This is a genomic window from Rhodanobacter sp. TND4EL1 (genome assembly GCF_054061035.1).
This window is the reverse complement of sequence record NZ_JBSSDT010000002.1, coordinates 585,921-601,257: the sequence shown is the minus strand read 5'-3', so window position 1 is coordinate 601,257 and position 15,337 is coordinate 585,921. Positions and strand designations below refer to the sequence as shown.

13 protein-coding genes are annotated in these 15,337 nt (G+C 64.7%); 6 read left to right on the top strand and 7 right to left on the bottom strand.

Annotated features, from left to right (window positions below):
- Positions 1 to 9: 9 nt before the first annotated feature.
- Positions 10 to 1,938 (bottom strand): alpha/beta fold hydrolase, encoded by a 1,929-nt coding sequence (locus ACVWWQ_RS09290; protein WP_166669702.1) that lies wholly within the window; start codon positions 1,936 to 1,938, stop codon positions 10 to 12.
- A 90-nt stretch (positions 1,939 to 2,028) separates the two neighbouring features.
- On the opposite strand from ACVWWQ_RS09290, the gene ACVWWQ_RS09285 reads away from it, so the two are divergent.
- Positions 2,029 to 3,033 carry an Lnb N-terminal periplasmic domain-containing protein gene (locus ACVWWQ_RS09285; RefSeq protein ID WP_457383370.1) on the top strand — a complete coding sequence of 335 codons (1,005 nt, stop codon included), beginning with the start codon at positions 2,029 to 2,031 and terminating at the stop codon, positions 3,031 to 3,033.
- A 15-nt stretch (positions 3,034 to 3,048) separates the two neighbouring features.
- On the opposite strand, the gene ACVWWQ_RS09280 is transcribed toward ACVWWQ_RS09285, so the two are convergent.
- Complete coding sequence (locus tag ACVWWQ_RS09280) at positions 3,049 to 4,491, bottom strand: RNB domain-containing ribonuclease (protein WP_133947883.1); 1,443 nt, start codon at positions 4,489 to 4,491, stop codon at positions 3,049 to 3,051.
- Positions 4,492 to 4,650: 159 nt separating this feature from the next.
- On the opposite strand from ACVWWQ_RS09280, the gene ACVWWQ_RS09275 reads away from it, so the two are divergent.
- On the top strand, positions 4,651 to 5,127 hold the full coding sequence (locus tag ACVWWQ_RS09275; RefSeq protein ID WP_133947885.1) for a GNAT family N-acetyltransferase: 477 nt from the start codon (positions 4,651 to 4,653) through the stop codon (positions 5,125 to 5,127).
- Between the two features lie 63 nt (positions 5,128 to 5,190).
- On the opposite strand, the gene ACVWWQ_RS09270 is transcribed toward ACVWWQ_RS09275, so the two are convergent.
- Complete coding sequence (locus ACVWWQ_RS09270; protein ID WP_457383369.1) at positions 5,191 to 5,973, bottom strand: SapC family protein; 783 nt, start codon at positions 5,971 to 5,973, stop codon at positions 5,191 to 5,193.
- Between the two features lie 242 nt (positions 5,974 to 6,215).
- Here ACVWWQ_RS09270 and ACVWWQ_RS09265 point away from each other — a divergent pair, with 242 nt between their 5' ends.
- Positions 6,216 to 6,815 (top strand): HNH endonuclease, encoded by a 600-nt coding sequence (locus ACVWWQ_RS09265; protein ID WP_133947889.1) that lies wholly within the window; start codon positions 6,216 to 6,218, stop codon positions 6,813 to 6,815.
- Positions 6,816 to 6,825: 10 nt separating this feature from the next.
- On the opposite strand, the gene ACVWWQ_RS09260 is transcribed toward ACVWWQ_RS09265, so the two are convergent.
- Positions 6,826 to 7,311: a low affinity iron permease family protein gene (locus tag ACVWWQ_RS09260; protein ID WP_133947891.1), complete on the bottom strand. Its 486-nt coding sequence runs from the start codon at positions 7,309 to 7,311 to the stop codon at positions 6,826 to 6,828.
- Between the two features lie 132 nt (positions 7,312 to 7,443).
- Between ACVWWQ_RS09260 and dxs the strand changes: the two genes are divergently transcribed.
- On the top strand, positions 7,444 to 9,333 hold the full coding sequence (dxs, locus tag ACVWWQ_RS09255; RefSeq protein ID WP_133947893.1) for a 1-deoxy-D-xylulose-5-phosphate synthase: 1,890 nt from the start codon (positions 7,444 to 7,446) through the stop codon (positions 9,331 to 9,333).
- Positions 9,334 to 9,400: 67 nt separating this feature from the next.
- On the opposite strand, the gene prmC is transcribed toward dxs, so the two are convergent.
- Both prmC and ACVWWQ_RS09245 read right to left on the bottom strand, forming a co-directional pair.
- Entirely contained in the window at positions 9,401 to 10,222 is an 822-nt protein-coding gene (gene prmC, locus ACVWWQ_RS09250) for a peptide chain release factor N(5)-glutamine methyltransferase (RefSeq protein WP_133947902.1), read from the bottom strand.
- Positions 10,215 to 10,874 (bottom strand): hypothetical protein, encoded by a 660-nt coding sequence (locus ACVWWQ_RS09245; protein WP_457383368.1) that lies wholly within the window; start codon positions 10,872 to 10,874, stop codon positions 10,215 to 10,217. Before ACVWWQ_RS09245 ends, prmC begins: the two co-directional genes overlap by 8 nt.
- Before the next feature lie 195 nt (positions 10,875 to 11,069).
- Between ACVWWQ_RS09245 and ACVWWQ_RS09240 the strand changes: the two genes are divergently transcribed.
- Both ACVWWQ_RS09240 and ACVWWQ_RS09235 read left to right on the top strand, forming a co-directional pair.
- On the top strand, positions 11,070 to 11,990 hold the full coding sequence (locus ACVWWQ_RS09240; RefSeq protein ID WP_133949299.1) for an alpha/beta hydrolase: 921 nt from the start codon (positions 11,070 to 11,072) through the stop codon (positions 11,988 to 11,990).
- Positions 11,991 to 12,224: 234 nt separating this feature from the next.
- Positions 12,225 to 14,246, top strand: coding sequence for an outer membrane protein assembly factor BamB family protein (locus ACVWWQ_RS09235; RefSeq protein WP_166669703.1), 2,022 nt, complete (start codon positions 12,225 to 12,227; stop codon positions 14,244 to 14,246).
- A 73-nt stretch (positions 14,247 to 14,319) separates the two neighbouring features.
- Here the strand turns inward: ACVWWQ_RS09235 and ACVWWQ_RS09230 are convergent, their stop codons facing one another.
- Positions 14,320 to 15,324, bottom strand: coding sequence for a hypothetical protein (locus tag ACVWWQ_RS09230; RefSeq protein WP_133947906.1), 1,005 nt, complete (start codon positions 15,322 to 15,324; stop codon positions 14,320 to 14,322).
- Positions 15,325 to 15,337 lie beyond the last annotated feature (13 nt).

The window sequence follows — 15,337 nt, the reverse complement described above, 5'->3', positions numbered from 1 at the left end:
TGCTGACCATTACGGTGCGGAATCAGCAGCCGCCGCCAGTTGCAGGCGCAGGATCCGGCGCAATTCCAGGATCGCCGCAGGCGTCTCCTGCACGCTGTGCCAGGACGGAATGGCCAGCTCGGAATCGGCGCCGGCCAGATGCGCGCTTTGGTACGGCACCACGCCGTCGCTGCTCTCGGCAAGCGGGCCGTCTTCTTTGTAGACCCCGACGATGGTGTGGTAATGCACGCGCGGCGAGATCGGCAGATCGGCGGCGGCGACGATGAACGGGTCGGTGTCGCTGAGGTTGTCGATGCTGTTGGGAATGCGCAGCAACGGGGCGTTGTTGCCTTCATCGCCGTCGCTCTTGGCCAGTTCGGTGAGACTGGCCATTTCCTTCAGTACGCCGACGGGCAGTCGGATCAGGTTGCCGATCCAGCGGGCGAGCCGGTGTTGCGCGTAGGGCGTACCGCGATGCGGCGAGGCCAGGAAGACGGCGCGATTCACCTGCGGCATCGGGGTGAATTGCAGATAGCGGCTCAGCCGTTGGCGGAAGCGGGCGCGCTTCGCCGACGACAGGTTCGCGCGCAGCGGAATCAGGCTCCACAGCTTGTCGCCGCTGGAGGACACCAGCAACCGCGCGATGACGCCGCCCATGCTGTGTCCGATCAGCGTCATGTTGTGTGATGCCCGCGCCTTGCCGGACGGATCGTAGTGATGCAGCGTGGCGTCGAGGGCCTTGCGGATGTTGGCGAGGTTGACCGCGACCGGCGCGTTGGTGGGGTAGTAGACCTCCCACACCTGGTAATTGTGGCGCAGCTCCTCGTCACCCATCACCTCGTTGGCAACGTTGATCCAAGCTTCGGGACTGCTGGCCAGGCCGTGCAACATCACCACCACCAGGCGATCCGGATCGTACGGCTGCATCAGCAGCACGCGCGGGGTCTGGATACCACCTTCGCGGCCCAGCAGCGAACGAATCGACTGGCTGGCAAAACCCGAGCGAGCCAGCCACACGCCATAGGCCGCGGTGAAGTTGGCGCCCAGCGGAACGGTGCGGCCGCCGATCGTGATGGTGTCATCACGGTACGGATCGCGCACCAGCAGCCTCACCTGTTTCGTCGCCAGCACATCGGCCAGCGTGTCACCGTTGAACAGCAGTGCGCCGGTCATCGACACGTATTCGGGGTCGCGCCACGGCACGTCGTGGCCGGTCGCCTCGGGCGGCGCCACCGCGATGAAGTCCGAACCGAAGCCATCGCGCCGGTAGACGTTCCGCACCCCATGAAAACGCAGGCCGGCAGCCGGAATGAGTTCGGCCGGCACGCGCGCCCCATCGGCCAGATGCAGGTCGGTCTGCGGCCGCTCTACCGTCCATCCGGCCAGCTCGGTCTGCGTCCATGACGCACCCAGCTGCGGCAAGGCTTCGAAAAACCGGCTGACGGCGCGCTGCACGGCGTAATTGTAAAACCCGATCACCTGCATCTGGCGCAGATCGAAAGCGCGTTCGGCCAGCGGACGGCCGGTGTAGAACAGGTAGGCGTAGGCATAACGCGCGGACTGCAGATACGCGTCCAGCGTCACCGCCTCCATCGGCGTCTTGTCCTTCGCCCGATCGGTGCCCAAGGCCTTGCCCAGCCACAACTCGGAAAGCGCCGAAAGCCGCTGCTCGTCGTCCAGTCCGGCCGAGCGCGCAACCGTGTCCGTGCAGGCGGTGAATTCGCGCTGGCACGTGTCGGTGGTCAACGCCACCACATTCAGCGCCTGCACCGTGCGGTCACTCAGGCGGCCGGCGCCGATGACGTCAGCACGTCGTTCGTTGGCGTAATCGTGCGGCTTGACCTGACTCACCCCGACCATCGCACAGGCGTTGAGGCACAGCACCCCGGCCAGCAGGCTCCAGCGCATCGCCTTGTTGCGGGTTCGCGCCGACACCGGGAAGGGAATCCGTTCGCTCATTGCGGCATTGTAGTCATGACCCGCACGCGGATTGCCTTGTCCCGGCCAAAGCCCCACGCTGACGCCTTGAACCGCCGCGCAGGGAAACACGTGACGCAGAATTTCAAGATGATCGGACGCATGGTGCTGGCCGGGCTGGCCGCCCTGGTCATGCTGTGCTCGGGGGCGTGGGGTGCGCTGGCACTGTGGTACCAGTTGCCGGGCGGCACCCTGGTGAAAGTCCTGGGCAGCGTGATCTGGTCGCTGGTCGTGATCGCACTCGCCGCCGTGGCGATCGGGCGGCGCAGCTGGCTTCCGCTGGGAGCCTATGTGGCGATGTATGCGTTGCTGCTGGGGTGGTGGAGCAGCATCGCGCCCTCCAATCTGCGCGACTGGGCCGATGATGTCTCCCGCCCGCTGACCGGCCACATCGAGGGCAACCAGGTCATTCTGGACAATGTGCGTGACTTCACCTGGCGCAGCGACGACGACTACGACGCACGCTGGGAAACCCGTCATTACGATCTCGACCATCTCGCCACGGCCGATGCCGTGCTGTCGTACTGGGGCAGCAAGGCGATTGCCCACGCGATGATCTCGTTCGGTTTTGACGACGGTCGTCACCTGGCCTTCTCGGTGGAGATCCGCCGCGAGCGCGGCGAGCAATACTCACCGATCGGCGGCTTCTTCAAGCAGTTCGAGACGGCCCTGGTGGCAGCCGACGAGCGCGACATCATTCGCGTGCGCACCAACGTGCGTGGCGAGGATGACTATCTGTATCCGTTGCAGATGGACAAGCCCGCGATGCGCGCGCTGTTCCTGTCCTATGTGCGCGCCGCCAACAAGCTGGCGGCGACGCCGGCGTTCTACAACACGATCACCTCCAACTGCACCACGATCGTCTACCACATGACCCGGCAGATCGAACCCGGCCTGCCGTGGGACATCCGCCTGCTGCTCACCGGCTACCTGCCGGAATACCTGCGCAAGGTGGGCGCAGTGGACCGCAGCGTACCCGTCGATGTCCTGCGTGAGCGCAGCCGTATCACCGAGCGGGCCAGACATGCGCAGCCTGGCGATGACTTCTCCCAGGCCATTCGAAAGCCCTCGCCCTGACCGGCGGCGCCGCGCTCAGGCGTTGATCTGCTCGAACCGCGTGATCCGCTTGACCGGATCCGCCTCGACCAGCTTCACCGTGACATCGGCACCGAGCGGCAGGGCGGCAGCAGCGGAAACGCTGGCCTCGACCGCCGGCTCGCGCACCACCACCGTACCCTTGCGCGGATCATCGTGCGCCACCTCGACAATTGCCCCCCGGAACACCTCGCCCACGCGCGGCGCCAGCACCACGGCTTCGGCCAGGTTGAGCACCGCGCTTTCATACTGGCCGGCGCGACGACCGGACACCTGCATGGTGGCGGGCAGGTCCGGCAGGGCCGCCAGCGCCCATTCGGGTACCGGCTGCTTCGCGCACAAGGCGACGCAGATCTCGCCGGTGTAACGATCGACCAGACGGCGCAGTGGCGCGGTGGCGTGGGCATATTCCGCCGCCAGCGCCGAGTGCAGCGGTTGCTCGGGCAAGGAGCCGTTGAATACCGCATAACCCGCCCCGCGCAACACGGCGGTACAGGCGGTAAGCATGGCCACATGCACGTCGTTGGTGGGATCCAGCGTGCGGATGAAACCGGGATAATCCAGCCCCGCTGGCCAGTCGATGGCCAGCGCCCGCGCCGTGGCACGCAGCCGCTCGATCGAGTGCGGATCGGGCGGCGGCAGCGTACGCAGAATGCCCACCTTCGCCTGCACCATCAGGTACGCCGCGGCCATGCCGGTGAGCAGCGAGATCTGTTCGTTCCAGTCTTCCAGCGGCAAGCGTGCGCGGAAAGCCAGCTTCCACTGGCCATCCGCCACGCTGATCTCCTGTTCCGGCAGCGGCAGGCTCACCCCGCCACGGGAAAACTCGCGCTGGCGCCGAAGCTCGCCGATCTCGCGCAGCACGGCCCACATCGGATCGGCCTTGCCCGCATCGATGATCTTCTGCACGCCTTCGTAGTCGAGTCTGGCGCGACTGCGCACCTTGGCGCGCCGCACGTCCACGGCAATGCCCTCGCCGGTGCGGTCCAGGTCGATCGTCCACAACAGCGCCGGGCGCAGCTGATCCGGCAGCAACGAGGCGGCGTCCTCGGACAAAGCCTTGGGGTGCAGCGGAATCTTCGTCTCGGCGCCGTACAGCGTCTCGCCACGGCGATGTGCCTCCAGGTCGATCGGATCGCCGGCACTGACGAACGCGGCGACATCGGCAATGGCGTAATACACCCGATAGCCGCCATCGGTACGCTCGACGTACATCGCCTGGTCCAGATCCATCGAGCCGACCGGGTCGATCGTGACCAGGGCGATCTCGCTGCGATCCAGCTCCGGCCAGCGCGGATGGGCCGCCGCGGCAACCGCCGCCGCCTCGACCTCGGGCGGAAAGGCGGTCGGCAGCTTCAGATCACCCTGGATGTCGCGCAGGCCCTGCGCAAGCGCCGCATCGGCAGCTGACTGGATGTGGATCCGGCGGGTGGTCGACATGAAGCATGTCCCTGTATGGATGAGTTCGATGATTCGGCCACAGCGGATGCGACTCATGGCAAGGTGTGACTGCAAGATATACCCGTGCCACCCGGGACTACCAAGGTAGCAAGGCAAGGTGTAGAAACGACAGGGTCCTGCTGACCGTGACCCATGTCCATGACCGACCCTGCCCTGCTGATCCGTCTTGCCGAAGAGGAAGACGACGACTTCATTCTCGCCCAGGTGCCACGATTCGTGGACTTTGCACTGCCGCCGTGGCGTCGTCGACATGAATGCCTCCAGGGCATACGCGATGACCTGCTGCGGCATCTGGACGACCAGCCGCCGAACAGCTACCTGTTCGTGGCCGAAGACGCCGATGGCGAGCGCGCCGGTTTCATCCACCTGCAGCGCACCACCGACTTCTTCACCGGACGCAGCAACTGCCACGTCTCGGACATCGCGGTCGCCGCCTCGCACGAGCGGCGCGGCGTGGGCAGGCTGCTGCTGGCGCACGCCGAGGCCTGGGCGGCCCGGCATCAGTGCCAGCTGGTGACGCTGGCCGTGTTCCCCGGCAATCAGCGCGCGCGGGCGCTGTATGAAAGTGCCGGTTACGCGCCCGATCTGTTGCGCCTGGCCAAACCGGTGAGCTGAAAGCAGATACGAAGAAGCCGCCCGGAGGCGGCTTCTTCGTATCTGCCAAACTGAACGGAACGATCAGTTGGTGGATTTGCCTGCCGCTTCCTCGGCCTGCTCACGCACATCGAGGCGCTGCGCAAGACGATCGATGTTGGTCAGCGACAGCAGGTGGGCATAGACCCAGCCGAGCACGCCTTCGCGCAGGAATTCCTGGGTGGTCTTCTCGTCCAGCGCACGCAGCTTTTCCTCGTTGACCACGAACAGGCCATTGAGGTTGATCGACTTGCCCTGCTCGCCGTCCTTGCCCTGCTTTTGCAACTGCACGTTGCGCGGCTCAAGCAGGTCATGCTTGTTGAGCTGTTCCATGAACCAGCGCGTACGCGCCACGTTCTGCTGGAAGTCGCCCAGGAAGCCCACGGCATTGGTCAGCAGTTCGGTGTCGGTGCCGTCTTCCTTGAACAGACGCTCGCCTTCGCTGGTGTTGAAGCCTTCGTATTTCTCGTCGAGGAACACGGTGAAGTCATCGCCTTCCTGGCCTTCCGGCTTTTCAGCCAGCACGAACGGGTAGCGGCGCACGAAAGCGGGAACGTAGGTGTTCGGCGCCCAGTGACCTTCGGCGTCGACATACAGGTTTTCGTTCTGGCGCAGGCCCAGCAGGGCAACCGGGCCGGCGTCGGCAACGCTGTTGCCGGCAAACACGATCAGCATGTCGCGCGCGGCGAGGCCGAACTCGACCCCGGTCAGCGGCACGGAATGGGCATTCATGGCGAACTTCACGTTCGGCACGACCTTCATGCGCAGATCTTTGTGTGCGGTACGGTTCAGCGGTACCGGATTCTCGTAGAACAGAACTTCAGCCACGTTGTTCACCCTTGCCCATCGCCGTGCCGGGTCACCACCAAGCGCCCCTACCAAACCCGGCGTCGGGTCTGTGTTGACTGCCGATCATAACAGCGCCCCAGCGCGTCGGCGACTGTCTGTCGACACCGCCGGAAGCGCGGCAAGCATGCGGATTGCAACGAAATTGTTCTATGCTGGTCAAGGACAAGCACCATGCATTGCCTGAACGATCTTTCGACGCCCCTGGCTGAAGGACGATTTACATGCTGATGGAAGTGCCAAGTCGCGCCGATATCAACGCGACCCGCGTATTGTCGCTGGACGCTACCGGCCGCATCCTCGACTGGATCAGCTGGCAGGACGCGGTTTGCCTGTATGTCCGGGATGCGGTGGCCTGGACACTCGGCGATCCCTGCCTCACCGTCCATGGCGGCCACAATCGCCTGCTCGGGGCGCAAAGCCTGTTGCAGCTGCACCCGATCATCGCCAGCACCGGCCACTGCCGCGAGTACGCCATCGATCCGGCACCCGCACTCACCAACGTCGCGCTGTTCGCCCGTGACCGGCATATCTGCCTGTACTGCGGCGAGCACTTCACCCGCGCTGACCTGACCCGCGACCATGTGCTGCCGATTTCGCGGCACGGCAAGGACGAATGGGAAAACGTGGTCAGTGCCTGCCTCGCCTGCAACCTGAAGAAGAGCAACCGCACCCCGCAACAGGCCAACATGCCCCTGCTGGCGGTGCCTTACCGGCCCAGCTGGGTCGAGCACCTGATCCTGTCCAACCGCAATATCCTGGCCGACCAGATGGAATTCCTGGTCAGCCGACTGCCACGCGACCGGCGCCCTATTGCCGCTTGAGCCAGGCCCGTCAGGCGGGCCGCTTGCCGTCCACAGCTTTGCGGCTATCGGACGACTCGGCGGCGGCTTCCTTTTCCTGCCTCTCCTCCCCACATTCACGCAACTCACGCAGCACGCTTTCAAGCTTGCCCAGCTCGTCACCCCTGGTTTTTGCCATGGTGGCGTAGTAACCACGAATGCGTTCCAGGGCATCTTCGTCCAGATCATCGAGATTGAGCAGGGCGTTGTTGGCGTGGGTGGCACGGATCAATTCGTTGAGCTTGATCTGCAACGAGGCGGTGTCGCGGTTCTGGCTGTTCTGGATCAGGAACACCATCAGGAAGGTGACGATGGTGGTTCCCGTGTTGATCACCAGCTGCCAGGTATCACCGAAATGGAACATCGGACCGCTGCCGGCCCATACCACCACCACGGCCGCGGCGAGCAAGAAGGCTGCCGGCTTTCCCGCGCCCTGCGCAGTGGCCTCTGCAAAACGGCGGAAGATCGAAGGTTTCATGGTTCAGCCTCACTGGGACTTCGCGGAGCGTTGCGCTCCGAGTGTCTAGGCAGCGTGCAAGCCTGAACGAGCCAGACCCCGGTTTTCCCTGCCGCCCTTGCCCCGTCCCGCCGCTGGGCCAACAATACGCAGATGAACGATCTTTCCAGCTACCCCCACCTGGCGGCCATCGAAGCGCCCTCCGACCTGCGCCGCGTACCGGATGACGAATTGCCGGCCGTGGCTGACGAACTGCGTCAGTACCTGATTCAGTCGGTCGCAAGTTCGGGCGGTCACTTCGGCGCAGGGCTGGGCGTGGTCGAGCTCACCGTGGCCCTGCACCACGTGTTCGATACCCCGCGCGACCGCCTGGTCTGGGACGTTGGCCATCAGTGCTACCCGCACAAGATCCTCACCGGCCGCCGCGATCGGATCACCTCGATCAAGAAGAAGGACGGACTGGCGCCGTTTCCGCGGCGCGAGGAAAGCGAATTCGACACCTTCGGCGTCGGCCATTCGTCGACCTCGATCTCCGCCGCACTGGGCATGGCGATTGCCGCCCAGCACGCCGGCGACCATCGCAAGGTGGTGGCGGTGATCGGCGACGGCGCGATGACCGCCGGCATGGCGTTCGAGGCGCTGAACCACGGCGGTGACGTCGAGCCGGACATGCTGGTGGTGTTCAACGACAACGGCATGTCGATCAGCGAGAACGTCGGCGCGATGACCAAGATGATGGCGCGCGCGATGGCCAGCCGCCGCCTGAACCAGTTGCGCGAACGGGCCAAGCGCGCGATCCCGAAGCAGTCGTTCGTCGGCCGCTGGTTCAAGCGCTGGGAAGAACATGCCAAGGGCATGTTCGTGCCTTCGACGCTGTTCGAGGAGCTGGGCTTCCATTACACCGGCCCGATCGACGGCCACAACATCCCGCAATTGCTGCAGGCGCTGCGCACGGTGAAGAACCTGCCCGGCCCGCAACTGCTGCATGTGATCACCACCAAGGGCAAAGGCTACGCGCCGGCCGAACAGGCCCAGATCGAGTACCACGCAGTGGGCCCGTTCGATCCGGAAGCGGGCCTGGTCAAGAAGAACAAGCCCGCCAAGCCGACCTACACCGACATCTTCGGCAACTGGTTGTGCGACCAGGCCGCGGCTGACCCGCGGCTGCTGGCGATCACCCCGGCGATGCGCGAGGGCTCCGGCCTGGTGCGGTTCTCCCGGGAATACGCCGATCGCTATTTTGACGTGGCAATTGCCGAACAGCACGCGGTGACGCTGGCTGCCGGCATGGCTTGCGAGGGTGCCAAGCCGGTGGTGGCGATCTACTCGACGTTCCTGCAGCGCGCCTACGACCAGGCCATCCACGACGTGGCCTTGCAGAACCTCGACGTCACCTTCGCGATCGACCGGGCCGGTGTGGTCGGCCCCGATGGTGCCACCCACTCGGGCAGTTTCGACCTGTCGTTCCTGCGCTGCCTGCCGAACTTCGTGATCATGGCGCCGGCCGACGAAAACGAATGCCGCATGATGCTTTCCACCGGCTTCCAGTACGCCGGCCCCGCCGCGGTCCGCTACCCGCGCGGTACCGGCCCCGGTGTCGCGCTCAGCGAGCAGCTCGACACCTTGCCGATCGGCAAGGCGGACCTTCGTCGCCGCGGCCACGGGCTGGCCCTGCTCAGCTTCGGCGCGATGCTGCCCGCCGCCACCACGATCGCCGCCGAACTCGACGCCACCCTGGTCAACATGCGCTTCGTGAAGCCGCTGGACGAGGCGATGATCGTGGAACTGGCCAAGACCCACGATGCCTTTGTCACGCTGGAAGACAACGCGATCGCCGGCGGCGCCGGTTCCGCCGTGGCCGAATGTCTTTCCGCGCATGGCATCACCCAGCCGATCCTGCATCTGGGCCTGCCGGACATCTACCTGGAACACGGCAGTCGCGAAGAAGTACTGACCATGGCGGGCCTGGATCTGCCGGGCATTCGGCACGCGATTCACGCACGCTTTCCGCAACTGGCAGCGGTCGTCGCCAACGCCAGCTGATTGCACCGCGGCCTCTGTGCGACGGTTTGCGGCATGGCGTGAAAGGCGCCGCGCGCAGGGTACTTGCCTACACGCGTCCGCCGGAAACGCGGTCGCGTTGTTCGAGATCCTTCGTGGTGAACACGTCGCGGTAGCCCGCCACTTCCAGCAAGTCACGCACGGCGTCGCCCTGATTCCAGCCGTGTTCGAACAGCAGCCAGCCACCGCTTTCCAGACAGGCGGTCGCGTCGGCGATGATGCGGCGGAGGTCGTCCAGCCCATCCCCACCCGAGGCCAGCGCGTTGGCCGGCTCGAAGCGCAGGTCACCCTGCAGCAGATGGGGATCGTCCGCTTCGATGTAAGGCGGGTTGGACACGATCAGTTCGAACCGCCGGCCCGCCAGCGGCGCCAGCCAGTCCCCATGCAGGAACGTGACATTGCCGAGGCCGTGCCGTTGCGCATTGCGTCGCGCCACCTCCAGCGCCGCGACGCTGGCATCGCTGGCAACCACCTGAGCCTGTGGCCGCTCGCTGGCGATCGCCAGCGCGACTGCGCCGCTGCCGGTCCCCAGATCAGCGACCCGCACCGCCGCGCCGACAGGCAGTCGCTGCAAGGCCAGCTCGACCAGCAACTCGGTTTCCGGGCGCGGAATCAAGGTGGCTGGCGTCACTTCCAGATCCATCGTCCAGAAACCGCGCGTGCCGACGATATAGGCCACCGGCTCACCGGAAACGCGCCGTTCGACAAGTCTTGAAAAAGCCATCTGGACGTCCATCGACAGCTCGTCGTCGGCATGGGTGAACAGCCAGCTTCGCGGTTGTTGCACCACCTGCAGCAACAGCAGCTCGGCATCCAGCCGTTCGCCCAGGCGTTCGGTGGCTTCGATCAGCATCCGGCGTACATCAGACATGCGGCGGCTCCGGCTTCGCGGACGGCAGTTGCGGCGGCACCGCCGGCAGGCCATCTTCCAGCCGGCGATAGACGCGCAGCGACAGCGCATCGGCTGCACGCTGTGCGGCGGCGGCTTCGCCCAAGGTCAGCTGTTCGCCATGGCGCTCGATGCGGTTCACCGCCACGCCGTCAACGTTCAACGTGACCAGGCCAATCGCCTGTGGCACGCGCAGGCGGGCCGGGCGCGAAGCCCACGGCAGGATGCCGCTCAGGGAATAGTCGCCTGACGTCAGCCATACCACGGGTTGACCATTGCGCTGCAAAACCGTGGCCGGCTGCTTGTCCAGCATGACCTGTTGCGGCCAGCTTCTGACGTCGCCGGGCAGAGCCACCCAGCTCGGCGCGTCGACATGCACGTCCAGGTGGAAGCGGGCGCCGTGGCTGTCCGTGTCGAGCGTCAGACGACCCGGCCACGCGCATTGCCAACTGCCGGTTCCCGGCGCCTGGCTGGCGAGAAACGGACAGTCGTGCTGAGGCATGTCATGCAACACCCAGCCCTGCCAGTCGCGCAATGCCGGGGGAATGTCCTGCGCCGCCAATGGCGCCGCCAGCAACAGCCACAGCACGGCAAACCAAACCCATCCCGACAATCCCGGCAAACGATGTCGCATGCATCTCTCCCTGTGTGCCTGCTGGCCGGCACAGTGTAGGTGGAACACAGCAGGCATACATGGCGACCTGCATCCTCTGGCGTCCGTTGCACGTACCTATGTGCAGCCGGGCCCACTTCCATGCAACGCAGCACGCATGACAAAGGGGTTGAACCCTGCCTCCCCAAACGCACAGGAAAACGCATGCCCCTGCAAATGCCCGGCACGACACCTCACGCCCCTCGCCGCAATCTGCTTGCCACACTGCTATTGCTGCTCGGCAGCGGCCTGCTCGGTGGTTGCCAGGCCACGCTGTTCCGCAGCCTCAACGCTACCGCGGGGACGCCGGACGTGGTGATACAGCGCGACGTGATCTACGACCCGACACAAAAGCTGGCACTGGATGTCTACCGCCCGCGCGACGCACGCCATGCACCGGTGGTGGTGTTCTTCTACGGTGGCAGCTGGAAGTCCGGCAAGCGACCGTGGTACCGCTGGGTCGGCGAGGCGCTGGCGCAACGCGGCCTGGTGGTGGTGATTCCCGACTACCGCCTGTGGCCCAAGGTCCGACTGGACGGCTTCATGCAGGACGCAGCGCACGCCGTGGCGTGGACCCGTGCGCACGCCACCGACTATGGCGGCGACCCCGCCAGCATGTTCCTGATGGGCCATTCGGCCGGCGCCCACATCGGCGCCCTGCTGGCCACTGACGCCCACTGGCTCGCCGCCGTGGGCATGCAGCCGCGACAGCTCGATGGTTTCATCGGCCTGGCCGGGCCGTACGATTTCCTGCCGTTGACCGACGCGGACTTCATCGACATGTTCGGCAGCACCCATGCCGAACAATTGCGCTCGCAACCGGTGCATTACGTCGATGGCGACGAACCCCCGATGCTTCTGATGCAGGGCACCGGCGACAAGGTGGTGTGGCCACGCAATGCAACATCGCTGGCAGCGGCCCTGCAACGCGAAGGCGAACCGGTCGAGGTGAAGATGTACCCGGACATCGGTCATGTAGCGATATTGCTGTCGCTGTCACGCCCGTTCCGTGGCAAGTCGAGTGCGCTGGACGACAGCGTGCGTTTCATCCGACAACGCGTCGATGCTTCCAGTGCGACGCACCAGACCTCACCCTGAACCGATGTGGATGTTCTCTGGCTGGCGCCCTCTCCATTCACAAGAAAACGATCAAGCACCTGATATAGGCCAAGCCAGCCCGCGGCATATCGCGGGTGCCGCACATGGCCGCAAGGGAAGCACTGTCCAAAGCCATCACCCACACCGAACGGAAGTCGCCTTGGCAGCACTCTGGAGGATGGAAAAATGTGGCATGTACGTGGGCAAGCGTTGAAGTGCGGCACGATTCTCTCGTTGCTCATCGCCCTGGCGGTTCCAGCCTCTGCAGCGGCAGCACAGACAGGTGACTACACAAGCACTCAAGCGTCGCGCGGCGCTACCGTGTACGCCGGGGAATGTGCGCTGTGCCACGGAGCGGCGCTGCAGGGAAAAGTGGGGCCTGCGCTGGCGGGGTCGAATTTCGCCACGTCACTGGACACGGCGAAGATGTCCGCGGCGGCGCTGTTCAAGATCATCTCCACCCAGATGCCGCTCAACAAGCCTGGCAGCCTCACCCCGCAGCAATCTGCCGACGTGTTTGCCTACATCCTGGCGCAGAACGGATACCCCGAAGGTTCCCGCGACCTCACCGCCCAGTCGATGGCCGAGCTGCAGCTGCTGCCTTACCCGAAGTCGTCTGTCACGCATGCCACCGTGCCGGAAGAGGCCAGCAGGGTCGCGAGCACCCAGATGACCACGGGCCCCGGCGTTCCCGCCTCGGTGGCCGTGTCGGTCAACGACCAGATGCTGAAGGACAGCGCGGCAGACAGTTCGGACTGGCTGGCACACGGGCATGATTACGGAAACCAGCGTTATTCGACGCTCACACAGATCAACAGTCGCAACGTGGGTGGCCTCGTGCCCGCCGCCATCGTCCAGACCGGGTTCTCCGATACGAGCTTCGAAATGACCCCGGTGGTGGTCCACGGCGTCATGTACGTGACGACCGGTGTGGTCAACCAGCAGATGGAGATCATGGCCCTGAATGCCGCGACGGGCGAGCTCTATTGGCAGACAACCCTGCCCATCGGCTTCAACCAGACGTGTTGCGGTCCGGTCAATCGTGGCGTCGCAGTGGCCTATGGCAACGTGTACCTCGTGACCATCGACAACCAGCTGGTCTCGCTGAATGCGAAGAACGGGGCATTGCAATGGCAAAAAACCTTCGCGGACGCAAAGGAAGGCTACAGCGAGACGATGGCGCCGCAGGTGTACAACCACGAGCTGATCATCGGAAGTTCCGGGGGCGAGTGGCCGACACGGGGTTTCGTCGCTGCCTACAGCGCGGATGCGGGAAAGCAGTTGTGGCGTTGGGAAGCCACCGGCCAGGCGTCGTTCCCCGGCGACACCTGGAAACATGGCGGGGGTGAGGTGTGGACCACTCCGGCAGTGGATACGAAACTCGGGCTGGTGTTCTTCTCCACCGGCAATCCCAATCCGGTTCTTTACGGGAAAACCCGCGAGGGCGACAACCTGTATACCGACTCGATCATTGCTCTCGACGCGAAAACCGGAAAGATAGCCTGGCACTACCAGGAGGTGAAGCATGATGTCTGGGATTACGACGCGGCCAGCAACGTCATGCTGTTTGACGTGAAGCAGGACGGCCGGACCGTGCCCGCAGCGGGCGAGGCGGGGAAGGTCGGCTGGTTCTTCATCGTGAACCGCGCGACGGGTCAGCTCATCAGAAAATCAGCGCCGTTCGTGCTCATGAACAAGAACATGTTCACACCGCCGGACAAGAAAGGCGTCGAGATCATGCCAGGTGCTTTCGGCGGTTCCGAATGGTCGCCGCCGGCTTTCTCGCCGGAAACGCGCAATGTCTACATTCTGGGCATGAATCTGCTGATGAACTTCACCACGGAAGGTGAATCTGCTGTTGCGTATGTCCGCGGGCAAGTTCGCGAAGGCAGCGTGCACACCAATGTCGAGATGAGCAAGGGCGGCGTGCAGAACGGCGTGCTCAGTGCCGTGAACGTGGATACCGGCGCGATCGCCTGGAAGCATCCCACCCCGCAACCGCTCGTCGGTGGCGCTCTGGCGACCGCCGGAAACCTGGTGTTCTTCGGCGAAGGCAATGGAAACTTCGACGCGGTCGACGCGGCATCCGGCCAGCAACTATGGCACTTCAATATGGGCGCCGGCGTAAACGCGCCACCGATCACCTATGAAGTGGACGGCGCGCAATACGTGGCCGTCGCGGCTGGCGGAAACTCCCTGTTCGGGTATCCGACAGGAGACGCCATCGCGATTTTCAAGTTGCCGGCCAGCCATTGACGACGAGACGTGGCGGCAAGCCCGCGACACCCACGATCTGGCGAACGGTTCACACATCACATCACCGTGCCGGTCAGTCGGAAACCGCCAGCACGCATTCGTCCGCGCCATAGCTGCGGCAACACACCGGGAAGATCGACAAACTGGCCGGCGCGATCACCGGCTCCAGCAAACCCTCCAGGAATCCACTGAAGAAGCTGCAGCCCGAGCGTCCTTCCGTGCACAGCGGACTGCCAGGCAAATGCAATTGCGCGCCTTGCTGATCGACCTCCGCCAGCGCCCGCAATGCCGGCGTGCCGATGCGCTCGAGTGCATCGACCAGGGTCAGCCCATCGTCCAGTGCGTATTCCCGCTTGAACAGCCATCCGCCCACTCGTCGACCAGCCAGGGCCAGCGAGGATTCGCGCGCACCTTCGGGCACCGAATCACCGAGCGCGAGCAGCTTCGGCAGGATCTTCGGGTAGTCGTGCTCCAGTGATTGCAGCGCCTGCCCGACAGCCGTCTCATCAGGCTCCAAAGGCGCCACCTCAACGAACGAAGGGGGTTCGATCATCGCCCTCGGTGGCGGCGTCGGCGCGCTCGGTGTGGGCAGGATGAATTCGAAATCCGGCTCCACAGCCGCTGGCGGAACAACTTGCAGCACGTCCGGCCCGGCCGGATGGGCAACGATCGGCGCCGTCGTGAATGGCTCGGTGGTCAGTGATTCCGCTGAGGATGAAATCGTGGACTCCGCGACCGGGGCAGTGACCGGTTGCACCGTTGTTTTCATCGGTTCCGGTGCCGGCGGCGGCAGATAGGTTGCGCGCTTCACCGACGCGGCAAAATGAGGTTTCGACTCTCCTTCGACAAACGGCGAGATGTTGAAACTGATGAAGCGGTCGTAGCTCTCCAGTGCCGATTCCAGCGCACGCTGCTTCCGCGATGGCCCGCGCACCACCATGGTCAGCAAGATGCCGTGCGGGTCGTGCACCAGACGCTGGCGCTGCAAGGTGAAACCACTGGCCAGAATGAAACGGCCCACTTCGATGAGCAGGCCGTCCCGACTTTGCGAGAGACCCTGGATTTCCAGCTCGATCATCAAACCCCCTGTA